This is a genomic window from Ruegeria sp. C2, assembly GCF_056537765.1.
The window spans coordinates 20,140-44,399 of record NZ_JBQFRZ010000006.1; the positions used below are offsets into that span (position 1 = coordinate 20,140).

General features: G+C 57.9%; 26 protein-coding genes. 11 read left to right on the forward strand and 15 right to left on the reverse strand.

What is annotated here, in order from left to right; translation table 11 throughout:
- The first annotated feature begins 1 nt into the window (after position 1).
- Genes ACR0IV_RS16355 through ACR0IV_RS16375 form a run of 5 tightly spaced genes read left to right on the forward strand, consistent with a single transcriptional unit; the run spans position 2 to position 3,933 of the window.
- On the forward strand, positions 2–730 hold the full coding sequence (locus ACR0IV_RS16355) for a nucleotidyltransferase family protein (RefSeq protein ID WP_480659727.1): 729 nt from the start codon (positions 2–4) through the stop codon (positions 728–730).
- Positions 727–1,752, forward strand: coding sequence for a GHMP family kinase ATP-binding protein (locus ACR0IV_RS16360; protein ID WP_480471814.1), 1,026 nt, complete (start codon positions 727–729; stop codon positions 1,750–1,752). The genes ACR0IV_RS16355 and ACR0IV_RS16360 overlap by 4 nt, the downstream gene beginning before the upstream one ends.
- 9 nt (positions 1,753–1,761) lie before the next feature.
- Positions 1,762–2,802 (forward strand): Gfo/Idh/MocA family protein, encoded by a 1,041-nt coding sequence (locus ACR0IV_RS16365; protein ID WP_480659728.1) that lies wholly within the window; start codon positions 1,762–1,764, stop codon positions 2,800–2,802.
- The gene (locus tag ACR0IV_RS16370; protein WP_480659729.1) at positions 2,799–3,326 is read left to right on the forward strand and encodes a D-glycero-alpha-D-manno-heptose-1,7-bisphosphate 7-phosphatase; all 528 of its coding nucleotides are present in this window, start codon (positions 2,799–2,801) and stop codon (positions 3,324–3,326) included. Before ACR0IV_RS16365 ends, ACR0IV_RS16370 begins: the two co-directional genes overlap by 4 nt.
- A 16-nt stretch (positions 3,327–3,342) precedes the next feature.
- Entirely contained in the window at positions 3,343–3,933 is a 591-nt protein-coding gene (locus tag ACR0IV_RS16375) for an SIS domain-containing protein (protein WP_480471811.1), read from the forward strand.
- Positions 3,934–4,126: 193 nt separating this feature from the next.
- Here the strand turns inward: ACR0IV_RS16375 and rplA are convergent, their stop codons facing one another.
- Positions 4,127–4,825, reverse strand: coding sequence for a 50S ribosomal protein L1 (rplA, locus tag ACR0IV_RS16380; RefSeq protein WP_480659730.1), 699 nt, complete (start codon positions 4,823–4,825; stop codon positions 4,127–4,129).
- 1 nt (position 4,826) lies between these two features.
- Positions 4,827–5,276 (reverse strand): 50S ribosomal protein L11, encoded by a 450-nt coding sequence (gene rplK / locus ACR0IV_RS16385; protein ID WP_037314971.1) that lies wholly within the window; start codon positions 5,274–5,276, stop codon positions 4,827–4,829.
- A gap of 382 nt (positions 5,277–5,658) precedes the next feature.
- Here rplK and ACR0IV_RS16390 point away from each other — a divergent pair, with 382 nt between their 5' ends.
- Positions 5,659–6,906 (forward strand): peptidoglycan-binding domain-containing protein, encoded by a 1,248-nt coding sequence (locus tag ACR0IV_RS16390; protein WP_480659731.1) that lies wholly within the window; start codon positions 5,659–5,661, stop codon positions 6,904–6,906.
- Between the two features lie 607 nt (positions 6,907–7,513).
- The gene (locus ACR0IV_RS16395; protein WP_480659732.1) at positions 7,514–8,371 is read left to right on the forward strand and encodes a hypothetical protein; all 858 of its coding nucleotides are present in this window, start codon (positions 7,514–7,516) and stop codon (positions 8,369–8,371) included.
- Positions 8,372–8,519: 148 nt separating this feature from the next.
- On the opposite strand, the gene nusG is transcribed toward ACR0IV_RS16395, so the two are convergent.
- The 7 genes from nusG to ACR0IV_RS16430 all read right to left on the reverse strand — a co-directional run bounded on the left by nusG (position 8,520) and on the right by ACR0IV_RS16430 (position 14,733).
- On the reverse strand, positions 8,520–9,053 hold the full coding sequence (gene nusG / locus ACR0IV_RS16400) for a transcription termination/antitermination protein NusG (protein ID WP_039539910.1): 534 nt from the start codon (positions 9,051–9,053) through the stop codon (positions 8,520–8,522).
- A gap of 192 nt (positions 9,054–9,245) precedes the next feature.
- The gene (secE, locus tag ACR0IV_RS16405; protein ID WP_171124314.1) at positions 9,246–9,443 is read right to left on the reverse strand and encodes a preprotein translocase subunit SecE; all 198 of its coding nucleotides are present in this window, start codon (positions 9,441–9,443) and stop codon (positions 9,246–9,248) included.
- 66 nt (positions 9,444–9,509) lie between these two features.
- Positions 9,510–9,668, reverse strand: a complete 159-nt coding sequence (gene ccoS, locus ACR0IV_RS16410) for a cbb3-type cytochrome oxidase assembly protein CcoS (protein WP_424831576.1) — start codon at positions 9,666–9,668, stop codon at positions 9,510–9,512.
- A gap of 4 nt (positions 9,669–9,672) precedes the next feature.
- Complete coding sequence (locus ACR0IV_RS16415; RefSeq protein ID WP_480471808.1) at positions 9,673–11,850, reverse strand: heavy metal translocating P-type ATPase; 2,178 nt, start codon at positions 11,848–11,850, stop codon at positions 9,673–9,675.
- 4 nt (positions 11,851–11,854) lie between these two features.
- Positions 11,855–12,313 (reverse strand): FixH family protein, encoded by a 459-nt coding sequence (locus ACR0IV_RS16420; RefSeq protein WP_480471807.1) that lies wholly within the window; start codon positions 12,311–12,313, stop codon positions 11,855–11,857.
- A gap of 2 nt (positions 12,314–12,315) precedes the next feature.
- The gene (gene ccoG / locus ACR0IV_RS16425) at positions 12,316–13,743 is read right to left on the reverse strand and encodes a cytochrome c oxidase accessory protein CcoG (protein WP_480471806.1); all 1,428 of its coding nucleotides are present in this window, start codon (positions 13,741–13,743) and stop codon (positions 12,316–12,318) included.
- Positions 13,744–13,854: 111 nt separating this feature from the next.
- Entirely contained in the window at positions 13,855–14,733 is an 879-nt protein-coding gene (locus ACR0IV_RS16430; protein WP_480659733.1) for a LysR family transcriptional regulator, read from the reverse strand.
- 100 nt (positions 14,734–14,833) lie between these two features.
- Here ACR0IV_RS16430 and ACR0IV_RS16435 point away from each other — a divergent pair, with 100 nt between their 5' ends.
- Entirely contained in the window at positions 14,834–14,992 is a 159-nt protein-coding gene (locus tag ACR0IV_RS16435; protein WP_480471804.1) for a hypothetical protein, read from the forward strand.
- A 151-nt stretch (positions 14,993–15,143) separates the two neighbouring features.
- Here ACR0IV_RS16435 and ccoP read toward each other — a convergent pair whose 3' ends face one another.
- The 4 genes from ccoP to ccoN are packed head-to-tail and all read right to left on the reverse strand — an operon-like array spanning position 15,144 to position 18,550.
- A complete protein-coding gene (gene ccoP, locus ACR0IV_RS16440; RefSeq protein WP_480471803.1) occupies positions 15,144–16,007 on the reverse strand; it encodes a cytochrome-c oxidase, cbb3-type subunit III in 864 nt (287 codons plus the stop codon).
- Complete coding sequence (locus tag ACR0IV_RS16445) at positions 16,004–16,189, reverse strand: cbb3-type cytochrome c oxidase subunit 3 (RefSeq protein WP_480471802.1); 186 nt, start codon at positions 16,187–16,189, stop codon at positions 16,004–16,006. Before ACR0IV_RS16445 ends, ccoP begins: the two co-directional genes overlap by 4 nt.
- A 10-nt stretch (positions 16,190–16,199) precedes the next feature.
- The gene (gene ccoO, locus ACR0IV_RS16450) at positions 16,200–16,928 is read right to left on the reverse strand and encodes a cytochrome-c oxidase, cbb3-type subunit II (RefSeq protein ID WP_480471801.1); all 729 of its coding nucleotides are present in this window, start codon (positions 16,926–16,928) and stop codon (positions 16,200–16,202) included.
- Positions 16,929–16,942: 14 nt separating this feature from the next.
- Positions 16,943–18,550: a cytochrome-c oxidase, cbb3-type subunit I gene (gene ccoN, locus ACR0IV_RS16455; RefSeq protein ID WP_480659865.1), complete on the reverse strand. Its 1,608-nt coding sequence runs from the start codon at positions 18,548–18,550 to the stop codon at positions 16,943–16,945.
- 195 nt (positions 18,551–18,745) lie between these two features.
- Between ccoN and ACR0IV_RS16460 the strand changes: the two genes are divergently transcribed.
- Positions 18,746–19,585: a universal stress protein gene (locus ACR0IV_RS16460; protein WP_480471799.1), complete on the forward strand. Its 840-nt coding sequence runs from the start codon at positions 18,746–18,748 to the stop codon at positions 19,583–19,585.
- A 55-nt stretch (positions 19,586–19,640) separates the two neighbouring features.
- Here ACR0IV_RS16460 and ACR0IV_RS16465 read toward each other — a convergent pair whose 3' ends face one another.
- Together ACR0IV_RS16465 and fnrL are read right to left on the reverse strand one after the other, a co-directional pair.
- Positions 19,641–19,895, reverse strand: coding sequence for a GlsB/YeaQ/YmgE family stress response membrane protein (locus ACR0IV_RS16465; protein WP_480471798.1), 255 nt, complete (start codon positions 19,893–19,895; stop codon positions 19,641–19,643).
- A 45-nt stretch (positions 19,896–19,940) separates the two neighbouring features.
- Positions 19,941–20,684 carry a transcriptional regulator FnrL gene (gene fnrL / locus ACR0IV_RS16470; RefSeq protein WP_480471797.1) on the reverse strand — a complete coding sequence of 248 codons (744 nt, stop codon included), beginning with the start codon at positions 20,682–20,684 and terminating at the stop codon, positions 19,941–19,943.
- A gap of 61 nt (positions 20,685–20,745) precedes the next feature.
- Here fnrL and hemN point away from each other — a divergent pair, with 61 nt between their 5' ends.
- Positions 20,746–22,101 carry an oxygen-independent coproporphyrinogen III oxidase gene (gene hemN / locus ACR0IV_RS16475; RefSeq protein ID WP_480659734.1) on the forward strand — a complete coding sequence of 452 codons (1,356 nt, stop codon included), beginning with the start codon at positions 20,746–20,748 and terminating at the stop codon, positions 22,099–22,101.
- 215 nt (positions 22,102–22,316) lie between these two features.
- Positions 22,317–24,242, forward strand: a complete 1,926-nt coding sequence (locus tag ACR0IV_RS16480) for an elongation factor G (protein WP_480659735.1) — start codon at positions 22,317–22,319, stop codon at positions 24,240–24,242.
- Positions 24,243–24,260 lie beyond the last annotated feature (18 nt).

Genomic DNA, 24,260 nt, shown 5'->3' on the forward strand with positions numbered 1-24,260 from the left:
GATGCCCAAAGCCCTTGTCCTGGCCGCCGGTAAGAGCACGCGGATCGAACCGATCTCGGGTGGGCGTCCAAAGCCGTTGTTGCAAATTGGCGGCGACGCGATTTTGGCACGTAACTTGCGCTGGCTCGCACGTGAAGGCGTGAAAGAGGTATTCATCAATCTTCACCATCGCCCCGAAGACATAACTGCCTTTGTCGGTGATGGACAGCAATTCGGCCTCTCGGTCTCATATTCGCATGAGCCTGAAATACGGGGTACAGCGGGCGCCGCAAAGCAGATTGGCGATAAATTCGGCGGTCGCTTTCTGGTGGTCTACGGCGACAACCTGCTTAATACCGACCTGAAGGCGCTGCTGGAAAAACACGAAGCAACTGGTGCGATCGCTACAGTTGCGGTCTTTGACCGCAACGTCCACCCTCATACCGGTATTGCCGGGGGTAGAGTCGCGGTGGATGATGCAGGCCGAATTGTAGAATTCGTCGAAGGCGCCGGCGACGAAATTTCTTCGCTCGTCAACGCAGGTATCTACGTGTTGGAACCGTGCGTTCTCGAAACAATTCCGTCTGCAAGCTTTTTTGATTTCGGGAAAGATGTATTTCCAGCGCTGTTGGCAGAAAATCAATCTGTCTATGCAGCGCCAGTTTCCGGCTATTGCCTGGGCATTGATACGCCCGAGTCTTTTTCCACTGCCGAAGATCTTGTTCAATCTGGAAAGGTCATTTTGTCATGATAATCACGCGTACACCGTTTCGAGTCACTTTGGGCGGCGGCGGTACAGATCTGCCATCATATTATGAGAAGGATGGCGGCTTCATCTTTGCCATGTGCCTGAACAAGTACATGTATGTCTGTGTGAACCGGCAAGTTGTAGATACCAAGGTCAGAATAAACTACACGCAGGCCGAAGAGGTCGATAACGCACGAGATTTGAAACATGAACTGGCGCGCGAAGCCCTCTTGCGCCATGGCTTCGATGAGCGGATTGAGATTTCGTCGCTCGCCGACATACCGGCAGGCACCGGTGTGGGATCGTCCAGTTGCTATCTTGTCGGGCTCCTGACAGCGCTGCGCGCTCAAAAACGCGACTTTGTATCGATCCAGGAGGTTGCGGAAGAGGCCTGCGATATCGAACTCAATGTTCTCAACAAGGGTATTGGGAAGCAGGACCAGTATATGGCTGCCTTTGGTGGTCTAACACAACTCGACATCGCAAAAGACGGCACCGTCAAGGTTACAGAAGTTGATCTCGGTGAATCCGCGCTCGCCGACCTGACGGGCAATACGCATATCTACTATACCGGCACACGACGCGGTGCCGAAGCGGTGCTGAAAGATCAAGACGAAGCAATGAAAAAAGTTGCCCCCAAGGCGAGCGGGGGTGGTGGATCAAATCAGGTTCAGAACAGTCTCGATGCGATCAAGGATCTTGGCTATCGAATTCTGGATCAGATCAAATCGCAGGAATTCGACGAATTCGGCTTGTCGCTGCACGAGCATTGGATGAACAAACGGCGGATGTCTTCAAAGATTTCCTCTGATGGCTGGGACCAGCTCTACGACGAAGTGCGCGCCGACTACAATGTCTTGGGGGGCAAGATCATCGGGGCAGGAGGTGGTGGCTTTTTGATGCTTTATTGCGCCAAAAATCCCGCAAAGCTCGAGGCGTATATGGCCGCGCGTGGAATGCCACGCATCCAATACGGCATCGATTTCGACGGCTCGACGACAGTCGCAAATATACGCGGTCGTTAAGGTGCGGACATGGCGGAACTGGATGGAACCTTAGGCGTAGCAGTCATCGGATGTGGTCTGATCGGCAAACGTCGGGCGGACGTGGCCGCGCGACATCCTAAAACGCGACTTGTGGCCGTTGCGGATGTTTTCGAAACGACCGCTCAGGAACTGGCCGCCGAACACCGCGCCAAAGCATTCACGGATTGGCGCGACGCCATCGCAGCGCCGGGCGTAGATATTGTTTGCGTGGCAACACCCAATGCGGGGCTGGCCGAGATCTCCGTGGCAGCGCTGGAAGCCGGGTGTCATGTGCTGGTGGAAAAGCCGATGGGCAGAAACCTGTCCGAGGCGCTTGCAATGCAGAAAGCGGCTGAGGCCACTGGACGGCGACTGAAGATCGGGTTCAACCATCGCTATCACCCTGCCCTGACCGAGGCACATCGCAGGATGACTGACGGAGTGATCGGCGACATTATCCATATTCGCGCCCGCTATGGCCATGGTGGGCGTCCAGGCTACGAAAAGGAATGGCGCGGAAATCGTGAAATGGCTGGTGGCGGAGAGTTGACGGATCAAGGCGTCCATATCATCGACTTGATTCACTGGTTCATGAAGGCAGAGCCAAACTCGGCCTACGGATGCCTTCAGACCGCAGTTTGGCCTTTGGGCGACCTCGAAGACAATGGTTTTGCCCTTTTGCGATGGCAGGACGGGCGGATTGCCAGTTTTCACACCGCCTGGACGCAATGGAAGAACCTGTTCTCTTTCGAGGTTTTTGGCACTTTGGGATCCCTTGTGATCGAAGGGTTGGGGCGCAGCTATGGGACTGAGACGCTGACTCAAGCGATCCGCAGGCCTGAAGGTGGTGTACCGGATATGGAAACCCTTTCGTATGAAGGTGCTGACGAAAGTTGGGATTTGGAATGGCAGGATTTCCTGTCGGGAATCCAAACGGGAAATCCAATCTGGGGGGATTCCGCTGAAGGTGTCGGCGTCATGCGAACTTTGAAAGCGATATATGAGTCATCCGAGACAGACATTCCGGTACGGCTGGAGAAGGTTTCGTGAAACGACCGGCGTTGTTCTTCGATCGCGATGGCGTTCTGAACGAAGTCGTCTCGCGTGATGGTGGTTGGTATTCGCCGCGCACCCTAGACGACTTTCGGCTCTCCGATGGGTTGTCCAAGGTCGCAGACCGGTTGCATTCACGTGAATTCCCAGTGCTCGTTGTCAGCAATCAACCCGATGTTGCCCGCGGGAAACTGACCGAAGATACCTTGGGCGAGATGAACGCAAGGATCGAGGCCGTGCTTGCCCCCGATCAGATATATTGCTGTACCCATGATGACGCGGACAATTGCAATTGCCGAAAGCCGAAACCCGGTGCTTTTCTTGCCCTAGCAGACAAATGGCAGATCGACCTGGGTCGCAGTGTTTTGATCGGTGATACTGCCAAGGATATGCTGGCGGGAACTGCCGCCGGAATGATCACTATTCTGATTCATACCTCTTACAATAACGGGGTCGAGGCTGACCACCACGCGGACACGTTGTTGGGGGCCGTAGATATCGCCCTCGACACGATCACATAGCAGAAAGGACTGTTTCATGGACGCAATTGACGAATTTTTTAAGAATGCCTCCGACATCATCGCAACGCTTGATCGAAAGACCTGCGCTGACATGGTCGATCTGATTGTGCAGGTGCGTGCGCGTGGCGGGCGGTTGTTTTTTGTCGGCTCGGGTGGTGGCGCAGGTCATGCCAGTCACGCGGTCAACGATTTCCGAAAGATTGCTGGAATCGAATGCTATACGCCAACCGATAATGTTTCCGAGCTAACGGCACGGATTAACGATGACGGCTGGGACAGTTCTTACGCCAACTGGCTCAAAGTCAGCCGAATTCGCAAAGAGGACGCTGTTTTTGTGTTCTCCGTAGGCGGCGGTAGCAAGGAAAAGAATATCTCTATGAACCTTGTTGAAGCCATGCAACTTGCCAAGGACGTAGGCGCTTCGGTCATGGGCGTTGTCGGTCGAGACGGCGGGTATGCAGCCGAGGTGGGTGATGCCGTTCTGGTAATCCCGAGTTTGGGGGATGTCACCGCTCAGGTAGAGAGCTTTCAGGCTGTGGTCTGGCATATGCTGGTCTCACATCCAAAGGTGCTGATGAACGAGATGAAGTGGGAATCCGTTGAATAGCCAATCTGGGATTAGCGATCGGATTACTGACGACATGGGTTCAGTTAGCTTGTTTGTCTAATGGCAACTAACGAGACCCAGTGTTGTTTCGACGAGTTGGTCCGAGCGATGATGGCTTTTGATCGAAGATAAGAAAAAGTCCCGGGCAGTTCACACCACTCGGGACCAATTCTTTGTAGTTCTGCGCTCGGGCTTATTCGCCGGATGCTTCCGCAACATCGACGGTCACGCCAGGGCCCATGGTTGAGCTCAGCGCGATTTTCTTCATGTAGGTGCCTTTGGCGCCCGACGGCTTGGCCTTGGCCACGGCCGAGACGAAAGCGCGGACGTTTTCGGCCAGCTTGGCTTCGTCAAACGACGCTTTGCCAACACCGGCATGCACGACGCCGCCTTTTTCCGCCTTGAACTGAACTTCACCACCTTTGGCTGCTTCCACGGCCGCTTTCACGTCCATGGTCACGGTGCCGACCTTCGGGTTCGGCATCAGGTTGCGGGGGCCCAGAACCTTACCCAGACGACCGACGATCGGCATCATGTCCGGGGTTGCGATGCAGCGATCGAATTCGATGGTGCCGCCCTGAATGGTTTCCATCAGGTCTTCTGCACCGACGATATCCGCGCCAGCGTCTTTCGCTTCGTCAGCCTTGGGGCCACGGGCGAACACAGCAACGCGCATCGCTTTGCCGGTGCCGTTCGGCAGGCCGACAACGCCGCGAACCATCTGGTCTGCGTGACGGGTGTCAACGCCCAGGTTCAGAGCGATCTCGATGGTCTCGTCGAATTTCGAGGTTGCGTTGGCTTTGACCAGGGCAACTGCTTCGTCTACCGACAGGTTTTCCTTGCCAGCGACAGCTTCGCGCGCAGCGCGGGTACGTTTACCGAGTTTTGCCATCTTACTTCACCTCGATGCCCATAGAGCGGGCCGAGCCCAGGATGATCTGCATTGCGCCTTCGACGTCGTTGGCGTTCAGATCTTTCATTTTGGCTTCGGCGATTTCACGAACCTGCTTCGAAGTCACGGTTGCCACGGTCTCACGACCAGGGTTTTCCGCGCCACGGGGACGGTTACGCTTGCCAACCGGCTTCAGGCCTGCCGCTTTTTTCAGGTAGTAAGACGCGGGCGGCGTCTTGATGTCCATGGTGAAGGACTTGTCCTGATAATAGGTGATCACGGTCGGGCAAGGTGCGCCTTGCTCCATGTCTGCGGTCTTGGCGTTGAACGCTTTGCAGAATTCCATGATGTTGATGCCGCGCTGACCCAGCGCCGGACCAACTGGCGGCGACGGGTTCGCCTGACCTGCAGGAACCTGCAGCTTCATTGTACCAGCAAGCTTCTTGGCCATTTGGTTTTCCTTTCAACTTAGATGAGACGCGTCTCACCCAGATTATGTTGCGTGGTCCGATGCGGGATCGCGATCCCGGCAATCTCCCACGAGAGAATCTCGCCCGAAGACGATAGAGGCGGCATTTAAAGGGGAATCCGGGGGTTGGCAAGGGGCTGGCCCACTCGAATGTCACGCAATCGAATCGAGCCCTGGCGGATTCTATCCAGCTCGCCGACAGCAGAGCGCAAAAGACAAGGAAATGCAAGCTGCGGACAACCCGGCAAGGCCCGGAAATACTTGGATAAGTCGGTGAGTTGAGCTGGTCTTGGCCTTTGTCTCACATTAACACTTGTGGCTGTGCTATAGTCTTTGAAAATAGATTGGTTAGTGGAGGTTAACTATGATTATTCGTTTAATAATAACACTGGGCATCGTGATTTCTTTTGCGACAACCACACCTCAGACTGCACGCGCAGACGCAGGTGAAATCCTGGGCGGCGCTGTTGTTGGTGGTGTCATCGGATACGCGATCGGTCGAGAGCAGCAGAAGAAACAAAACGCCCGGACGAGAACCACCCGGACCTATCGGCCGGGCATCCCATCGACCACGCAAGGCGCGCAGACCCAGACCGCGCTCAATTACTTCGGATACAATGCCGGCAGGGTCGATGGTCAGGTCGGGCGTGGCACACGCTCGGCGATCGAACGCTATCAAGTCTCGATGGGCTATCCTGTGAACGGCCATGATTTCCAGCCCTATCAGCGTGACTTCCTGATGCAGGCCTACTACTGGGCGACCAGCGGTGGACAGGCCTCGACCCGACTTGCAGGGCAGCCGCTGTTGATGGAGTATCGTCGGCAGCTACAAACGGGATCAACGCTGACTGCCGCTCCGCAAGCACCCGTACCGGCCCCGGCCATCCCGATTGTGACACAGCCCCAGACGGCCGCGGCACCACAGCCAGAAGCCACCCCTGCACCCGCGCCAACTGAAACCGCATCCAGTAGTCTGCCGAGCCTGTTTTCCGGCGGCACCGGGGGCCCCTCGCTCGCCAATCGTTGCAGTGGGGTGATGCTGCAGACATCGACCAATGGCGGTTATACGACCCTGTCCAACATGACCGATCCTGACTTTGCGCTTAGCGAGCAGTTCTGTCTGGCACGCAGCTATGCAATGGCGCGTGGTGAGGACCTGATGCAGGACATCCAGGGGCTGACCCCAGATCAGATCAGCGCGCAATGCGACTCGTATGGTGAGATGTTGGCATCGCAAGTTGATGCCCTGTCGCTTAGCCCAAAAGCAGAGGCTGAAACCCAGGTTCGCAAGCTGGCGTTAGATTCAGGGCTGAGCCCCGCAGATCTTGCCGCAACAAGCAAGGTTTGCCTGGCAATGGGCTACCGTCAGGACAACATGGACGCCGCAGTTGGTTCTGCGCTGATGCTTGTCGCGATGGGTGAGCCCGCCTATGGAGAGCTGATCGGCCACCATCTGCGCGAGGGCTTCGGAGTGCAGGAGCGCCGCGACCTTGCAATGCAATGGTATGATGCGAGCCTGTCGGCGCTGGACGCCGGATCACAGGCTGTGTTCCTGCCGTCCCAGACAGACCGCCCACAGCTCTTGCGCGCGGCTATGGTTCAGTCGCAGTGAGGCCGACTCACTAATCCAAATCGACCAAGGTAAGTCTGACACAATGAACGCCGCAGCGCCCAATGCACTGCGGCGTTTTCAGATTTCGCGGCGCGTTTTCTCAGTTCAGCGCGGCATGCTGAGCGAAATCCAACTGGAACAGTGCTTCTCAAGCGATTGCCGCAGCTGTTTCGGATGCGTCCTACCCGGTTTATCTCATTTGGTTCGAACTAGGATCGCGATCACAACGATCTTCCACGTGAGATTCTCGCCCGAAGACAATCGTGGCGGCGTTTGTTGAGGAATGCGGGGGTTGGCAGGTGGGCGTTGCTACAATCTGCAACTCTGATTAAGAGCCCTACCCTATCACGCCAGGCGCTGTACGTTCAATCATGCTTAGCACAATGCAAGGGCCGTTTCGGGCGCGAGGATCGTACAAAACACCAGTTTTGATGCCGTGCGGGTCAGTGCGACGCTGAAACAACAGATGTCCAACGACAATCAAATTAGTACTATTCTTGGTTGTGCCTTCCAGCGAGACAATACCTTATAATTGCAGTTTCTAATTTGTTATTTTTCGACGCATATGAGTTTTGAGAAGTAATCCTAAAATTCAATGAGCAGTTCGATGAACGACGAATTTTACTCGATTTTTCCCAACGTCTTGGCAATCTGGGTTGGAAGCCTTTCAATATGGTCCTTCTGGCGCCAATCACAGGTAGTTTTGGAATACGGTATCGGTGTTAGCGTACATGTGCAGCACACCTTACTGGTGTCATTCCTTTTGTTTATACTCGCTATCGCGTTCGTCTACACCTTTGCGAAAGACAGTCGCTTGGCTCCGCCTTTGTTTGGCTTACTCGCAATTAGCGTCATGACTCCCCCAATTTTTGCCGGATCTGGTCGGCAGCTGGTTGTATTAAGGTACGACTATTACTCAGGATTTGATTGGATCGCCTCCGAATGGATACAGTGGGTATGGTTCGCACTCGGTTTTATTTCAATTTTTTGCATAATACAGATACGGATCAATCGCAGGATCATACAAGATCTCCAATCCTCAACCTTGTCTGTGAAGCGATCAGTGAGGTTTGAAGCGATCTATTGGATTTTGACGGCTTGGTTCACCATTTTGGCTCTGAACCCAACAAGTGAGCTGATTTCCCGTGTATTGTGGACAGTCGTGTCGTCAAGAGAGCTAAATGCAAATCAAACCCTGTTCAAAATCGGAAGCCTCGCAATGCCAATTGGTATCGCACTGGCTCTTTGGCTACGTTCGGGTGCTGCTGTCTGGCTAGTCGTGGTTTCCATGCTCTCTTCATATGGGATCGTTCGCTTCTTTAGCTGGGATTCCTATTGGCCTGAGCACGGATTTTTTTCGCCTTACACGCCTAAGGGTTTCTACCTGTCGCATCCGTTGTTTCAACTTTTAGTTCTGATACTTCTCGCGGCGGCTGTTCGCGCTAAAATCATCAGACTTCGGTAATGGAGCTATCGAAGTGTCAAATCAGAATTCGTCGACACTGCTCATCATCACACGATAGCAAACCCCACATTTTAACTTGAGCGACTAGCATGAAAAACGCCGCGATGCTCAGTGCATCACGGCGTTCCAAAACTCACCAAGGTGCCTTTTAGCTCTGCTTCGTAACCTGCGTGAAGTCCAGCTCGACCGGGGTTTCCCGACCGAAGATCGAAACCGAAACCTTCAGCTTCTGGTTCTCGTCGTCCACGCCTTCGACCATGCCGTCGAAATCCTCGAACGGGCCGTCGTTGACCTTGACCTTCTCGCCGACCTCGAAGGTGATCATCAGCTTCGGCGCTTCTTCACCTTCCTGAACGCGGTTGAGGATCTGGTTCACTTCGGCGTCACGCATCGGCATCGGGCGGCCTTGCGGACCCAGGAAGCCGGTAACGCGGTTGATCGAATTGATCAGGTGATAGCCCTGATCCGACATTTCCATATGCACCAGCACGTAGCCCGGCATGAAGCGGCGCTCGGTGGTGACTTTCTTGCCCCGGCGCACTTCGATCACCTCTTCGGTGGGCACCAGAACTTCGTCGATATCGTCCTCAAGGCCCTGTTCAGCCACCGACGTGCGGATCTGCTCTGCGATCTTCTTTTCGAAATTCGAAAGAACGCTGACCGAGTACCACCGTTTCGCCATGAACCTGTCGTCCTTGTTTGCCTTCGGGCCGCGGCTGAGCGCACCCCTCGTTAAAATCCAAATGCGTCACCCGGAATAAAAAGCGGCGCGCAGCCCGATTCGCCGCACGCCCATTCCGAATAGTCATGTCACCTACTCTGACAGCGCACGCTGTGCAAGGGGGCAGTCGCGTTTACGCCCGCCCCAACCGCCTTAGCCGAACGCGCCGAGGATCAGTTGCAACCCGCCGCGAATGCCCAGATCGACCAATGCAAAGAACACAGCCGTCAGCGCCGCCATGATGAACACCATGACCGTGGTCAACAGAACCTCGCGGCGCGTCGGCCAGACGACCTTTGCGACTTCGGCACGGACCTGCTGAATGAACTGGATCGGGTTTGTGGTGGCCATGAGGCGTATCTCTCTGCTAGCGGATGGGCCGGACATAACCGGGCATTGCGGCAATTTCAAGGGCGGTCAGGGCTTGGGCTTGTCGTCCCATTCGTCGCTTAGGATGCGGCGCGAGTCGCCCTCGGGGTCGTCATACTGGTTGGACCGGACCGTATAGATGAACGCAACCAGCCCAACACCGCCCAAAAGCAGTGAAATCGGAATGAGATAGGCCAGAACTTCCATCGTATTACCTTAGCCGCAATGCATTCAGGGACACAGTGATCGACGAGGTCGACATCGCCAGCGCCGCGATCAACGGTGTTGCGAGGCCCACAACGGCCAGAGGCACCGCGATCACATTGTAGACGGTAGCGATGCGGAAGTTCTCGCGAATCCGTTTGGTCGCCTTGATGGCCGTATCGCAGGCATCCGAGATCGGTGACAGGTCATTGCCCAGCAGCACGATATCCGACGCCACCCGCGCCGCGTCCAGTGCTGAGGCGGGAGAGATCGAGACATGTGCCGCCGCAAGCGCTGCCGTATCGTTCAACCCATCGCCCACCATCAGGACGCGATGGCCCTGATCGCTCAACGCTTGCACCTTGGCGGCTTTGTCCTCGGGCAAGGCTTGGGCAATCCAGGTTTCGATGCCCAGTTTATCTGCCAGCGCCTCAACAGCCCCTTTGGTGTCGCCCGAGATCAGGATGACCTCTTTGCCCGCTTTGCGGAAGGCGGCGACGGCCTCAGCCGCACCAGCGCGCAGGCTGTCCGTGAATGTAAAACGCTGGGGCGTGTGCGATCCGATGGCCAGCCATGCAGAAGTCTGCGCCCCGTCCTCGCCACCGACCCAGGCGGCGCGGCCCAACCTGACACGCTGATCCCGATAGAGGCCCTCGGTGCCATAGCCCGGCACTTCGACCACATCGCGCAGGGTGGCGGGTTTGATCCCGGCCTCACGTGCTGCTTTAGCGAGCGCAAGCGACAAGGGATGCGAGGAGGCCTCGGCCAGTGCCAGAGCCACTTCCAGATCGGCACGGGAATGGTCGCCCAGATTGGTCAGCTCGGGTGTACCCGAGGTCAGCGTGCCGGTTTTGTCAAACACAACCGTATCAACCTCGGCCAAACGCTCCAGCGCCGTGGCATGTTTGATCAGCATCCCGCTGCGGAACAGCCGACCGGAGGCGGCAGTTGTCACCGCCGGAACCGCAAGGCCAAGCGCACAGGGGCAGGTGATGATCAGAACCGCTGCCGCGATGTTCAGCGCCGTACGGACATCGCCGGAATAGATGTACCAGCCCAGAAAGCTGAGCGCCGACAGGATGTGCACACCCGGCGCGTATAGCTTGGCCGCCTTGTCAGCCAGCGACGTGTACCGCGACCGACCCGATTCAGCGATGGCCACCAGATCGGCCATCCGATGCAGCGAAGTATCCTCACCCACCGCCGTCGCACGGATGGTCAGAGGTCCGGTCAGGTTGACCTCACCAGCGCTGACCGCCAGCCCTTCCTGCGCGAATACAGGGAGGGTTTCCCCGGTCAGCAGGGAGCGGTCGAGTTCGGACTGACCCGAGACAATCTCTCCATCCACTGGCATCCGACCGCCGGGCCGGACAAGGATCAGGTCGCCGACATTCAGAGAGGAAACTGCGATCTCTTCCTCAGCGCCATCCACCAGACGGGTGGCGCGTGGCACCTCCAACGCGGTCAGTTCTTCAGCCGCGGAGCGGGCAACGGCGCGGGTGCGGTAATCCAGATACCGCCCGGCGAGCAGAAAGAAGGTCAGCGTCAGGGCGGCGTCAAAATAGGCGTGCTTGCCGCTAAGCGCGGTTTCCCAGAGCGAAGTGACCAGCGCCAGCAGGATGGCCAGCACGATCGGCACGTCCATGTTCAGGCGACGCACACGCAGGGCGCTCCAGGCGTTGGCAAAGAATGGCTGGGCCGAGAATGCAATCGCAGGCAACGCAATGGCCGCCGAAATCCAGTGGAACATGTCCCGAGTCGCATCACTTGCGCCGGACCAAACCGACACCGACAGCAGCATCACGTTCATCGACGCAAACCCGGCCACGGCCAGCCGCATCAGCAGATCACGACCTGCCTTGTCAGATTGCGTGGCCGACAACGCTCCGGGGTCAAGCTCATGCGCTTCATAGCCCGCGCGTTCCAGCACCGGGATCAGGTCGACGGCACGCATGTCCGGAGCGGCTTTGATCATGGCGCGTTTGAGCGTCAGGTTGACCCGCGCGTCCAAGACGCCGGGATGGGCGTTCAATTCCCGCTCAACCGTCGCAATACAGGCCGAGCAGTGAATCCCCGGTAGCGACAGCGCGATCTGCGCGTCCTTGGGCGCCGCACGCGCTGGCTCGGCCGGGGCTGCGAGGCAGCCCGGACAAGCCGCTGTACCGGTTGGGGCCTGTGCGGTCATCCCATCACCCTTTCACATACAGCGGCACGCGCTGCGCGAATTCGGCACCGTCCTTGGCCTTGGCGACCAGACGGATATTCCAGTTCCCCTTGCCCAGTGCGGCGGGAGCCGCGTAGGCCAGACCATCAAAGGTGAAATCCGGCGAGAAGTCGTCTTTCACGTGGGTCGCACGACCAACAACCGCCTGCAGCTCAGCCACCTCGACGGGGGCACCCGTCTGATCGGTGATGCGCAGCACAAGCAATCCGCCGGTCACCTCGGCCTTGATCTCCCAGCCCAGCGCCTGCTGTTCTTTGAGACGTTCGTTGAACTCCTGGCTGGCGACATAGGAGTTCTTGACCTCAAGTCCCGGAAACGTCTTCACCGCACTGTAGGCCAGCACAAGATTCACCGCGATGATCACACCAAAGGCTGCAACAAACACGGCAAGCGCATGCTTTCCGGTAAATTGACGCTTTGCCATTCTCAGTTTCCTCGTCCGTTGAACGTGGTGTCTTTATAGGCCCGCTCGCCACTTCCAAGATCTTCCACCCAGATGCGGACCGAAGTGCTGTCCACAGCGGCCGGACCGGTGCCCTGAGCCGCAGTAATGTAGACCCGCGTCAATTGTGCCGTATCTGCTGCGACATTGACAGCATTCCCTTCGATGCCCTCAATTTCGACCTGCAGCGACGGATCGCCCGCCAGCGTCAGTTGGAAGGACCTCTCTTCCCCATGCTTGTTGCGCAGGCGCACGTCATAGGTGTTGCGGATCGTGCCATCCGACAAGGTGACGAAGGTCGGGTTCCGCACCGGCGCAACGGTCAGGTCGATATCCGAACGGATAAACAGCGCAAAGAGCAGGGCAAAGCCGACCAGCGACCACAAGGTCGTATAAAGGATCGTGCGGGGCCGCAGGATGTGTTTCCAGATGTTCTTGGGCGGCTGACCTTCGCGCTCGTGCACCTCATCGCTGAGCGCCATATAGTCGATCAGGCCGCGCGGTTTGCCGATCTTGGCCATCATGTCATCACAGGCATCGATACACAAAGCGCAGGTGATACACTCCAGCTGCTGCCCGTCCCGTATATCGATCCCCACAGGGCAGACATTGACGCAGGCCATGCAGTCAATGCAATCACCCAGATCAGAATCGGCAGTGCGTTTGCCCTTTCCACGCGGCTCACCCCGCCATTCGCGATATCCGACGACCAGAGTATCCTCATCCATCATCGCCGCCTGAATCCGCGGCCAGGGGCAGGCATAGATACAGATCTGCTCACGCGCGAAGCCACCGAAGAAGAAGGTAGTGGCGGTAAGGATCAGCATGGTCGTGTAAGCCACAGGATGTGCGTTGCCGGTCACCAGATCGCGGGCCAACGTCGGCGCATCCGCGAAATAGAACACCCAAGCCCCGCCCGTGGCGAGGCCGATCAGGAACCAGACCGCCCATTTCGTCAGACGCAATCGTGCCTTGCGAAAATCCAGCTTCTTCTGTCGATGCAGACGCAGACGCGCGTTGCGATCCCCCTCGATCCAGCGCTCGACCAAGATATAGAGATCGGTCCATACAGTCTGCGGGCAGGCATAGCCGCACCAGACCCGTCCCAGAGCCGAGGTGAACAGGAACAGTCCCAGCCCGGCCATGATCAGAAGGCCTGCGACGAAGTAGAACTCATGCGGCCAGATTTCGATCCAGAAGAAGTAAAAGCGCCGGTTGGCCAGATCCAGCAGCACCGCCTGATCCGGCAGGCTTGGACCCCGGTCCCATCTGATCCACGGCGTCACATAGTAGATGCCCAGCGTCACCGCCATGATGATCCACTTGAGATTGCGGAACGGGCCGGACACCCGCCTTGGGAAAATCGGCTCTCTGGCGGCATAGAGACTGGGGGTGGGGTTGGAATCGCTCACAGGCTGGCTCCACAACTGGCTTTTCTGAGTGTGTCTTGTTCCAGATCACGGGACGAGAGACTTTGACATGGGTCAAAACGCGCATCGTACAGACATCTTTTCGCGCCAATGTTACCGCGCGTTGCGTGCCTCGCGTTTCAGCCAGCTGATAAACGTCTTCACCGAAGGTCTAAGTGCTGATTTTTGCGTCAAAATATGATATCCGCGCGCATCGGGTTCGGCATAAAGCTCGACAATGCGGCCCGCCTCGATATCAGTCTCGACGAATTGTCGCACGGTGACCGTGACCCCTTGTCCGGACCTCAGGCCATCCAGCAGCAGATTACCTGGGAGTTGCGTGCGCCCCGCACCGCGTTCGGGGCCAACGCCGCGTTCGGTCAGCCATGTTGTTGCTTCTGTCGTGCCGATTTCTTCCAGCCACGGCAGTTGCGCAAGCTCGGCTGGCGACCAGTCCGTTTTGCCCCCCAACAGAGTGGGTGAGGCCACGATAACCATCGGTGTTTGCAGCAGCATCTCACAATCCACCCCCGGCCAGCCTCCGGCACCATAGCGGATGGCGACATCGACCCCACCTGGGCGTAGCTCGACCACCTCGAAGGTTGGATCGAGGATCAGATTGACCTCCGGGTGGGTGGCGCGAAAACTTGGCAGACGCGGCATCAGCCACGATGCGGCAAAGGACGAGGTCAGCGAGACATGAACCGGCCGGTCCTGACCCGAACGGGCCAGATCACCAACCGCCGCCTCAATCGCGCCAAAGCCCAGATGCAAGGCACGCGCCAGATGCTCTCCGTCCCCGGTTAAGGTCAGTGCCTTGCCGGACCGGTCGAGCAGCGCAACGCCCAAGTGCTTTTCCAGCGCACGCAACTGCTGGCTGATGGCAGCGTGGCTGACATTAAGCTCCAGACCGGCATCGACTACATTACGCTTCTCAGCAAAGGCCGCAAAGGCCCTGAGCGCAGCAAGCGGCGGAAGGTTCAGCCAGTCCATATGTAATTCACACTTACACAGAGGAATGGTTATTGAGTCGCATTTGGCGCCCCAAAGGTCAATCTTTTAGGCAGGAACTTTTTCGCTTAGGAGAAACGCCATGCTGAACGTTTTTGCCCGATCTTTCATGACTGCGACACGGGTCGACACGCCCCATATTCAGGACACACCAAAACCAAGCCGCCGCAAGGCGCGTTGGTTGCCCGAACATCATTGGTGGAAGGAACATCCGCGCGCAACAGATCTGGACGATCGCTGAACCAGCCTGAATCCCGGTTCTGGACCGAGACACAACAAGGGCTTATTCTTGGAAAATTCGGCACCGGCTGTTCTGGAAACGCGCGAACAGATGGAACAGCCGGTGCCTCAGCCTTCGGGCGGGAAACCGCCCGGAGGTGTTCTTTTAGCTCTTACTGACCGCCACCCAGCTGGTGGACATAAGCCGATACAGCACGGATCTGCGCGTCAGTCAGGCGGTTTTCCCAGGATGGCATGACGCCGAACCGGCTGTTGGTGACCGTCTCGGTCAGCGCTTCTTCGCTACCACCGTAAAGCCAGATCGCATCCGTCAGGTTCGGCGCGCCCTGGAAGACATCGCCTTTGCCATCTTCGCCATGGCAAGCCGCGCAGTTATCTTCAAAGACAACCTTGCCCGCCTGCGCTGCTGCATCGTCGGTCTGAGCGTTGGTCAGCGACATGACATACTGAACCACCTGCGTGATCTCGTCATGCTCGAGGATCTCGCCAAAGGCCGGCATTTCGGAATAGCGCGCATCGTCACTTTCCTCATTCCGGATACCATAGGCGATGGTGTACTCGATATCCTCAAGCGTACCGCCCCAAAGCCAGGCATCGTCCAGCAGGTTCGGGAAACCCGGCGCACCTTGCGCACCCGAGCCGTGGCATTGCGCACACCATGTGCGGAATACGGCACCGCCCGAATTCACGGCGTATTGCTGCAGCTCTGCATCGGCCGAGATCTCCTCGAGCGGAGTTTCAACCAGCTTCGCATTCCACGGCGCATTCGCTTCTTCGAAGGCAACCATTTCCTGCTGCACCAGCTCGCGCGAGGACCAGCCCAGCACACCGGCGGTTGCCGATTGGACCAGAGGCCATGCGGGATACATGATCGTATAGATCACACCCCAGAAGATGGTGGCGTAGAAGGTCCACAGCCACCAGCGCGGCATCGGGTTGTCGAACTCTTCGATACCGTCCCAGCTGTGACCGGTTGTATTCGGATCACCCGGCTGTTTTTCAGGTGTCTTGCTCATTGCCGCGCCTCCTTGGATGTGGCGGGTTTATCTTCATGCCGGAACGGAATGTTGGCCGTGTCCTTGTATTCCTTGCTGGCACCGGGGCGGAAAACCCAGATCACGATGCCCAGGAAAAAGGCGAACAACAGCAGCAACATCCAGCTATCCGCAAACTGTCTGAGGATTGTGTATTCTTCCATCACACCCTCCTTAGCGGTTTGCGTCAGGCGTGAAGGTCGAGAAGTCGACCAACGTGCCCAGCATTTGTAGATAGGCAACCAGCGCGTCCGCTTCGGTCAGCTCAGGCTGGCCGTCAAAGTTACGCACGTTGACCTTGTCGCCATAGCGTTCCAGCAGACCGTCATAGTCGCTGTCCGGATCGGCCTGAGCGCGGAAGTCGGCTTGCGCGTTCTCCAGCATCTCTTCGGTATATGGGGTGCCGACCAGAGCGTTTGCCGCCATGATGTCACCGATATACTTGCCGTCGATCTTGCGGTGTTCGAGGAAGCCATACTTGGGCATCACCGATTCAGGCACAACAGACTGCGGGTCCCGCAGGTGATCGACTTGCCACTGGTCCGAGTAGCGGCCACCAACACGGGCCAGATCAGGCCCCGTGCGCTTGGAGCCCCACTGGAAGGGGTGGTCATACATCGATTCAGCCGCCAGCGAGTAGTGACCATAGCGTTCGACCTCATCCCGCATCGGGCGGATCATCTGGCTGTGGCAGACATAGCAGCCTTCGCGGATGTAGATCTCACGCCCGGCCATTTCGAGAGGGGTGTAAGGGCGCATGCCCTCCACCTTCTCGATGGTGTTCTCAAGATAGAACAGCGGGGTGATCTGAACGATGCCACCGATGGTTACGACCAGAAAGCTGAAGATCAGCAGGAGGGTCGCGTTGGTCTCGAGGATCTTATGTTTGTCGAGAATTGCCATTGCTCCGGCCCTCCTTATTCAGCCGGGACCGCGACGGTCAGGCTGGCCTCTTTGGCCGGCGCTTTCCGCACAGTCATCCACAGGTTGTAGCACATGATCACTGCGCCAGCGAGGAACAGAACCCCACCCAGACCACGCACCACGTACATCGGGAACTTGGCGGCCACGGTGTCAGCGAACGAGTTCACCAGGAAGCCGTTGGCATCCACTTCGCGCCACATCAGGCCTTCCATGATACCGGTGACCCACATCGACGCGGCGTAGAGCACGATGCCAATGGTGGCGAGCCAGAAGTGCCAGCTGACCATCTGCAGCGAGTACAGACGCTCGCGCTTCCACAGGACGGGAACCAGGAAGTACAGCGCACCAAAGGTGATCATGCCATTCCAGCCCAGCGCGCCCGAGTGCACGTGACCAATGGTCCAGTCAGTATAGTGGCTGAGCGAGTTCACAGCGCGGATCGACATCATCGGTCCTTCGAATGTGGACATACCGTAGAAGCCGACCGAGATGACCATCATACGGATGATCGGATCGGTGCGCAGCTTGTCCCATGCACCCGACAGAGTCATCAGTCCGTTGATCATACCCCCCCACGAAGGCATCCACAGGATGATCGAGAACACCATACCCAGCGTCGAAGCCCAGTCAGGCAGCGCGGTATAGTGCAGGTGGTGCGGACCCGCCCAGATATACAGGAAGATCAGCGCCCAGAAGTGGATGATCGACAGCTTGTACGAGAATACCGGACGCTCGGCCTGCTTCGGGATGAAGTAGTACATCATGCCCAGGAAGCCCGCGGTCAGGAAGAAGCCCACGGCGTTGTGGCCGTACCACCACTGGATCATAGCGTCCTGAACGCCCGACCAGACGATAACCGATTTCGAGCCCCAGATGCTGACGGGGATGGTCATGTTGTTGACCAGGTGCAGCATGGCGACGGTGACGATGAACGCGAGGTAGAACCAGTTGGCCACATAGATGTGGGGCTCTTTCCGCTTGATGATCGTGCCTAGGTAGACGGCCAGATAAGCGACCCAGACAACGGTCAGCCACAGGTCTACGTACCATTCAGGCTCGGCATATTCTTTCGACTGGGTTCCGCCCAGCAGATAGCCGGTGGCGGCCAGAACGATGAACAGCTGATAGCCCCAGAACACGAACCAGGCCAGATTACCGCCCCAAAGCCGCGCGGCGCTGGTGCGCTGTACGACGTAGAACGAAGTTGCAATCAGCGCGTTGCCGCCAAAGGCGAAGATCACCGCCGAAGTATGCAACGGACGCAACCGGCCGAAGTTGGCGTAGCCCTGCGCCCATTCGAAGTTCAGCGCCGGAAAGGCCAACTGGAACGCAATGAAGGTTCCCGCCAGAAACCCGACCACACCCCAAAAGGCGGTCGCGATCACGCCATAGCGGATCACGTCATCCATGTATTCGCCCGAGCGGTCTACGAGAATATCTGGCTCGTCCGTTTTTCTAAGCGTCCAGATGAACAAACCACCGGCGATCAACATCACCAGAATCGCATGCACCTGATACGCCAAATCGCGTGCATAGTTGGACCCAATCGCGGCGAACACCACGACCAGCCCAAGCACGATCAGCTTGATGTAATTTGACATATTGCGTCCCTTTGCCATGCCCCGCGCGATTCTTCATGCCGCGCGAAACCTTTTTGACTGCATGCTGTAATGCAGCGAGGCCACGTTTTCCGCTTTGATCTGTGTCAAGACAAGCCCCTGTTTAATGTGACAGGTTTTCCTCAAGAAACCGATGCGCGGACCGCACAATGGCCGCGCCGAAATCACGAGGGCGACATGGCATATAAATCCCTATTGACGGTCATGACGGAAACCAAGCTGTCACAATCTGCTCTGGCGCAGATGGTAGCACTGGCTGAGGCACAGGACGCCCATGCCGAGGCGCTGTGTCTTGGGGTCGACCGCAGTCAGACGGGTTATTATTACGCAGGTGCCAACGCGCTGATTTTGCAGGAAACCCTGAGCCGCGCCAATGCCGAGGCCGATGAAATACTCGCCTATGCTCAGGACTATCTGGGCAAGTCCGGCATCCGCTGGTCTGCCGAGAATGGCGTTGCGCAGATCGCCGATATCGGACGCCATGTTGCGCGACGTGCGCGTTTCTCGGATCTGGTGATTTTGCCACGACCCTACGGCAAAGACCGGGACGCCGAGGCCGAACCGATCGTGGAGGCTGCCATGTTCGAAGGCCACGCCCCGGTTCTGCTGGTGCCGGACGATTCAAAACCGCTTGCTTCGCCGGGAACCGTGATGATCGGCTGGAATGAGAGCATCGAGGCCATGCGGGCAATCCGCTGCGCCCTGCCCTTCCTGAAACAGGCCGAGTTGACGCGTATTGTCGTCATTGATCCGCCCCGGCATGGGCCCGACCGGTCCGACCCCGGCGGACTACTGTCGCAGATGCTGGCACGGCACGGGGTGAGATGTGAGATCGATGTGCTGAGCAAGACCATGACCCGCGTCTCGGACATCCTCAACCGCCACGCAGCGGATACCGAGGCGGACATGATCGTGATGGGGGCCTATGGGCATTCCCGCTTCCGCGAGGCAATTCTGGGCGGAGCGACCCGCAATATGCTCGAGCAATCCAACGTGCCGGTCTTCCTGGCCCATTGATCCGCTTGCGAAACAAGATGCAAAGCCGCCCCTGATCCGGGCGGCTTTGAGCGTTTTACGCTTTTCGGATCAACCCTATGAGGAACAGCAGGATCACCGCCCCCACAGTCGCAAAGAAGATCGAAGAGAACAGGCCGCCACCGACCCCAAAGCCCAGCGCGGGAAAGATCGTTCCTGCCAGAAACGCACCGACAACCCCGACGATAATATTCCCGATCAGACCAAAGCCGCGACCTTCCATGATCTTGCCGGATAGCCAACCGGCAATCGCACCGATGAACAACATCGCCAACAGGCTACTGAATACCATAGCTCACTCCTGATATTGTGAGGGTCGCGCCGACAGGGTCTGGCGTCAGACCAGAAAACCGCCATCCGTATCGTCGCCGGCCTCTTCCATAAGGCGCCCCATATCGGGGATGGTTACGTGGCGCTTGCCTTCCAGCAAGATCACCTGATCCTTTTTCAGCGCAGACATCTGGCGGCTCACCGTTTCCAGCGTCAGACCCAGATAATCCGCCATCGCCTCACGAGTCAGCGGCAGATCGAACACGATCGGCCCCGTCATGCCGGACTTGTGGATCGACGCATCCCGGCGGGCAATGATCGAAAGTAGGCTGGCGATCTTCTCTCGCGCGGTCTTGCGCCCCAGTACCAGCATCCATTCGCGCGCCGCATCCAGTTCGTCCAGCGTCATCTCAAGCAAGCGCTGCGCGATGTGCGGCGTGGTCGTCATCATTTCTTCGAATGGCTTCTTGCGGAAGCAGCACATGACCAGATCGGTGGTTGCAATCACATCATATGGCGCAGATTCGCGCCCCGGGCGGCCAACAAAATCGCTGGGCAATAGCAGCCCGACCATCTGCGTGCGACCGTCTTCCATCGTTTGCGTCAACGAAGCGATTCCGGAAACGACCGACCCCACGAAATTCATCGGGTCGCCGGACCAGATTACATTCTGTCCAGCCTCAAAGCTGCGATAATATTTAATGCTTTCAAGCTCTTCGAGCTCATCAGCTTCGCAATGGGCGCATACTGCGCGATGCCTGATCGGGCAATCCTCGCAGCTTCCGTGTTCAAACATGGCTTTTACGTTCATTCGCGCGTCCACTTGATCTCGGTCAAAGTATGCAAGCCCTCCCCGTTATACCCGTAGCGTCATGACAATCAAAGCTCAATTGGCACGGCTTGGACTTTTTGACGCGAAGGTACCGCGTTATACAAGCTATCCAACCGCCCCCCATTTCAATAATGACGTGGGGTCCGACCTATACAGTGAATGGATTTCCGGGATCGCTCCGGGAAGCTCCATTTCGCTATATGTCCACGTCCCCTTCTGCCGCAGGCTGTGCTGGTTTTGCGCCTGCCGCACGCAAGGCACCCAAACTGATAATCCGGTCATTGCCTATGTGGATGTGTTGAAGGCCGAGCTTGATCTGCTGGCGGCACGTCTACCCGAAGGTGTAAAACTGTCGCGCCTGCATTGGGGGGGCGGTACGCCGACCCTGCTGAACCCCGACCTGATGCGTGACCTAGCGGCGCGTACTCTCGACGTGGTTCCTTTGGGCCCGGACGCCGAGTTCTCGGTCGAGATCGATCCAAACGAGATTGATGAGGCGCGTCTGGACGCACTGGCCGAGGCGGGCATGAACCGCGCTTCGATTGGGGTGCAGGATTTCGACGACGAAATCCAGAAAACCATCGGGCGCATTCAGGGCTATGACGTGACCCGCAATGCCGTCGACATGATCCGCGCGCGCGGCATCACCAGCCTGAACGCCGATATCCTCTATGGCCTGCCGCACCAGACCAAAGCACGGATGACAGAAAGCGTGCAGAAGCTGTTGTCGTTGTCACCTGACCGCGTTGCGCTCTACGGGTATGCGCATGTTCCGTGGATGGCCAAGCGGCAACAGATGATCCCTTCTGACGCGCTGCCAACACCCGAACAACGGCTGGAATTGTTCGAAACCGCCCGTCGCCTGTTCCTGTGGGACAATTATGCAGAGATCGGCATCGACCATTTCGCCACGCAGGATGATGGCCTGACAAAAGCGCTGAACGCCGGTCGGCTGAAGCGCAACTTCCAAGGCTATACCGATGATCAGGCCGAGGTTTTGGTCGGCGTGGGTGCAAGCTCAATCTCGCGCTTCCCGCAAGGTTACGCCCAGAATGCCTCGGCCACGTCGGCCCATACCAAAGCCATTCGTGATGGTCAGTTTTCGACCGCGCGCGGACATCTGTTCAAGGGGCAGGATGTGCTGCGCTCTCGTCTGATCGAAGCCTTGATGTGCGATTTCCAAATCGACACCGCCGAGATCCTGCGCGATCACGATATCTCGGCCAGTGAGCTGCATCAGATGTACCAATCGGCCAACGCGGCCTTTGAAAACCTGTTGCAGATCACCGACAAGGGCCTGTTCATCCCGGAGGAGGCGCGCGCGTTGACTCGCATGATCGCGCGGAATTTTGACGCCTATGACCTGAGCAAGGCGGGTCACAGCTCGGCGATTTGATCCTTTTGGACCGGTCAGCCGACTGATCGGTTCCTTTCGAAGCTGCATGAGGGGCTTGACGCCCGCCTCTGGTTTTCTCCACACTTGAGGGGTGGAGAGCCACTCCTCTCCGCCGCCTGAGGCAGGCTGAGTATCAGACAGACCCGTACCGACGCATTCGCGTCGGGCAACCCTTTTCGTGCAGCCAAGTTGCAACTGAAAGAGGGACAGCACCCATGCGCGTTTTCACCGTCCTCGGCCCCAGCCAATCGGGCAAAACCACCTTGGTCGAAGCGATCAGCCGCCTCGACGGGCGGCCCACAACATTCGATATCGCCGGAACCGTGCATCTGCACGGTTTTTCTTATTTGGACGAACCCTGGTGCGCGGTGGACGTGGACGGAGGCGGCGATGCGCTGGCCTATGTCGGCCCCGCCATGGCCATCTCGGATGCGGCCGTGGTCGTCGTGCCACCTGATCCGGATGCCGCCGTCCTGTGCGCCCCGTATCTCAGGCTGGTGGAAGAAGCGGGTATCCCCTGTTTCCTGTTCATCAACCGCATGGACAGCCCGAATGGCCGCATCCGTGACATCGTTGCGGCACTACAGACCTATTGCACTCATCACATCGCTCTGCGGCAGGTTCCGATCCGCGACGGGGACACCATCATCGGTGCCGTCGACCTGATCTCGGAACGCGCGTGGAAGTATCAGGAAGGCCAGCCCTCGGCCCTGATCGAGTTGCCGCAATCGGTAGAAGACCGCGAACAGGAAGCGCGCACCGAACTGCTGGAGACCCTGTCGGATTTCGACGACAACCTTCTGGAGCAGCTGATCGAGGATAAACAGCCGCCCAGCGAAGAGGTCTACGAACTGGCCGCGCAGGTTTTGCAGAATCACCAGCTGATCCCCGCCTGTCTGGGCGCGGCCAGCCATGGCAATGGCCTGACCCGGCTGATGAAGGCATTGCGTCACGAGGCCCCGGAATTCAACATCGCGGCGGACCGGGATGAGGCTGAAGAGAACGCCCGTGCCATCGCAGGCTTTGCGGATGTGAAAAAGCATATCGGCAAGATCACCGTGTTGCGCGGTCTGGGTGACGGGGTGAAAGCACACGAATCTCTGGGTGGCGAAACCGTCGGAAACCTGACCACCTTGGACGCCAAGACCCAGATCAGTGCTCTTGAGGCCGGGCAGATCGGGTTGGCCGTGAAGTCCGACCATCTCAACCCAGGTTTCATCTATGACAGCGCGGCTGCGACGCCGCTGCCGGAGTGGGCTTCATCGCATCCTGCCGCGCACCGTCAGGTCGTCTCGCCCGCGCATGAGCGTGATGATGTACGTCTATCGAACGCGCTGACCCGGTTGGTCGAGATCGATCCCGGCCTGCATCTGGAACAGGACGAGTTGAGCGGTCATTCCATTCTGGGCTCGCAAGGTCCGCAGCATATGCGGCGCGTAAGCGCCAAGCTGGCCGAAGATTTCGGTATCGAGATCGAGGCCGAGGCCGCCGGAACCGCCTATCGCGAAACCATCCGCACGAAGGTCGATCATCGCCATCGCCATCGCAAACAATCCGGTGGTGCGGGGCAATTTGCCGATGTCGTTATATCCATCGCACCGCTGCCACGTGGATCTGGGTTCCAGTTCGAAGAAGTGGTTAAAGGCGGAGCTGTACCGCGGAACTATATCCCTTCGGTGGAGCATGGGGCCAAGGATGCTCTGGTCGAAGGCCCCGAGGGGTTCCCTGTCGTGGACGTCAAGGTGACGCTGAGTGACGGCAAACACCATAACGTGGACAGCTCTGATTATGCCTTCCGCACGGCAGGCAAGAACGCCGTACGTGAAGCGTTGCCGGAAGCAAAACCGGTTGTCCTGCAACCGATCCTGAACGCCGAGATTCATCTGCCGTCGGCCTTCGTCGGCGATCTGGTCCCGACGATCAGTTCCCTGCAGGGTCAGGTGCTGGGCTTCGAGGGCAATCCGAACGCGTCGGGCTGGGAAATCTTCAACGCCCAACTTCCGGCTGTTGCCGAGGATGAGCTGCATCGCACCCTCGCCAGCGCCACCCGTGGCACCGGCTGGGTGAAACTGCAATTCGATCACTATGAAGAGCTGCGCGGCCCCGTTCCCGCGTCAGCCAAGAACAAGGAAATCGCCTGAGGTCAAAGGTGCGGGCTG

What these genes read in the sequence shown, in the direction of transcription:
- ACR0IV_RS16435 (WP_480471804.1), top strand. Translation starts at nt 14,834, where the DNA reads ATGCTGAACGTTTTTGCCCGATCTTTCATGACTGCGACACGGGTCGAC.
- ACR0IV_RS16395 (WP_480659732.1), top strand. Translation starts at nt 7,514, where the DNA reads ATGAACGACGAATTTTACTCGATTTTTCCCAACGTCTTGGCAATCTGG.
- ccoO (WP_480471801.1), bottom strand. Translation starts at nt 16,928, where the DNA reads ATGGCAATTCTCGACAAACATAAGATCCTCGAGACCAACGCGACCCTC.
- ccoS (WP_424831576.1), bottom strand. Translation starts at nt 9,668, where the DNA reads ATGGAAGTTCTGGCCTATCTCATTCCGATTTCACTGCTTTTGGGCGGT.
- rplA (WP_480659730.1), bottom strand. Translation starts at nt 4,825, where the DNA reads ATGGCAAAACTCGGTAAACGTACCCGCGCTGCGCGCGAAGCTGTCGCT.
- ACR0IV_RS16480 (WP_480659735.1), top strand. Translation starts at nt 22,317, where the DNA reads ATGCGCGTTTTCACCGTCCTCGGCCCCAGCCAATCGGGCAAAACCACC.
- ACR0IV_RS16390 (WP_480659731.1), top strand. Translation starts at nt 5,659, where the DNA reads ATGATTATTCGTTTAATAATAACACTGGGCATCGTGATTTCTTTTGCG.
- secE (WP_171124314.1), bottom strand. Translation starts at nt 9,443, where the DNA reads ATGGCCACCACAAACCCGATCCAGTTCATTCAGCAGGTCCGTGCCGAA.
- ACR0IV_RS16465 (WP_480471798.1), bottom strand. Translation starts at nt 19,895, where the DNA reads ATGGTATTCAGTAGCCTGTTGGCGATGTTGTTCATCGGTGCGATTGCC.
- ACR0IV_RS16460 (WP_480471799.1), top strand. Translation starts at nt 18,746, where the DNA reads ATGGCATATAAATCCCTATTGACGGTCATGACGGAAACCAAGCTGTCA.
- ACR0IV_RS16445 (WP_480471802.1), bottom strand. Translation starts at nt 16,189, where the DNA reads ATGGAAGAATACACAATCCTCAGACAGTTTGCGGATAGCTGGATGTTG.
- ACR0IV_RS16420 (WP_480471807.1), bottom strand. Translation starts at nt 12,313, where the DNA reads ATGGCAAAGCGTCAATTTACCGGAAAGCATGCGCTTGCCGTGTTTGTT.
- ccoN (WP_480659865.1), bottom strand. Translation starts at nt 18,550, where the DNA reads ATGTCAAATTACATCAAGCTGATCGTGCTTGGGCTGGTCGTGGTGTTC.
- ACR0IV_RS16360 (WP_480471814.1), top strand. Translation starts at nt 727, where the DNA reads ATGATAATCACGCGTACACCGTTTCGAGTCACTTTGGGCGGCGGCGGT.
- ccoP (WP_480471803.1), bottom strand. Translation starts at nt 16,007, where the DNA reads ATGAGCAAGACACCTGAAAAACAGCCGGGTGATCCGAATACAACCGGT.
- rplK (WP_037314971.1), bottom strand. Translation starts at nt 5,276, where the DNA reads ATGGCCAAGAAGCTTGCTGGTACAATGAAGCTGCAGGTTCCTGCAGGT.
- ACR0IV_RS16355 (WP_480659727.1), top strand. Translation starts at nt 2, where the DNA reads ATGCCCAAAGCCCTTGTCCTGGCCGCCGGTAAGAGCACGCGGATCGAA.
- ACR0IV_RS16365 (WP_480659728.1), top strand. Translation starts at nt 1,762, where the DNA reads ATGGCGGAACTGGATGGAACCTTAGGCGTAGCAGTCATCGGATGTGGT.
- fnrL (WP_480471797.1), bottom strand. Translation starts at nt 20,684, where the DNA reads ATGAACGTAAAAGCCATGTTTGAACACGGAAGCTGCGAGGATTGCCCG.
- ACR0IV_RS16415 (WP_480471808.1), bottom strand. Translation starts at nt 11,850, where the DNA reads ATGACCGCACAGGCCCCAACCGGTACAGCGGCTTGTCCGGGCTGCCTC.
- hemN (WP_480659734.1), top strand. Translation starts at nt 20,746, where the DNA reads ATGACAATCAAAGCTCAATTGGCACGGCTTGGACTTTTTGACGCGAAG.
- ACR0IV_RS16375 (WP_480471811.1), top strand. Translation starts at nt 3,343, where the DNA reads ATGGACGCAATTGACGAATTTTTTAAGAATGCCTCCGACATCATCGCA.
- ACR0IV_RS16430 (WP_480659733.1), bottom strand. Translation starts at nt 14,733, where the DNA reads ATGGACTGGCTGAACCTTCCGCCGCTTGCTGCGCTCAGGGCCTTTGCG.
- nusG (WP_039539910.1), bottom strand. Translation starts at nt 9,053, where the DNA reads ATGGCGAAACGGTGGTACTCGGTCAGCGTTCTTTCGAATTTCGAAAAG.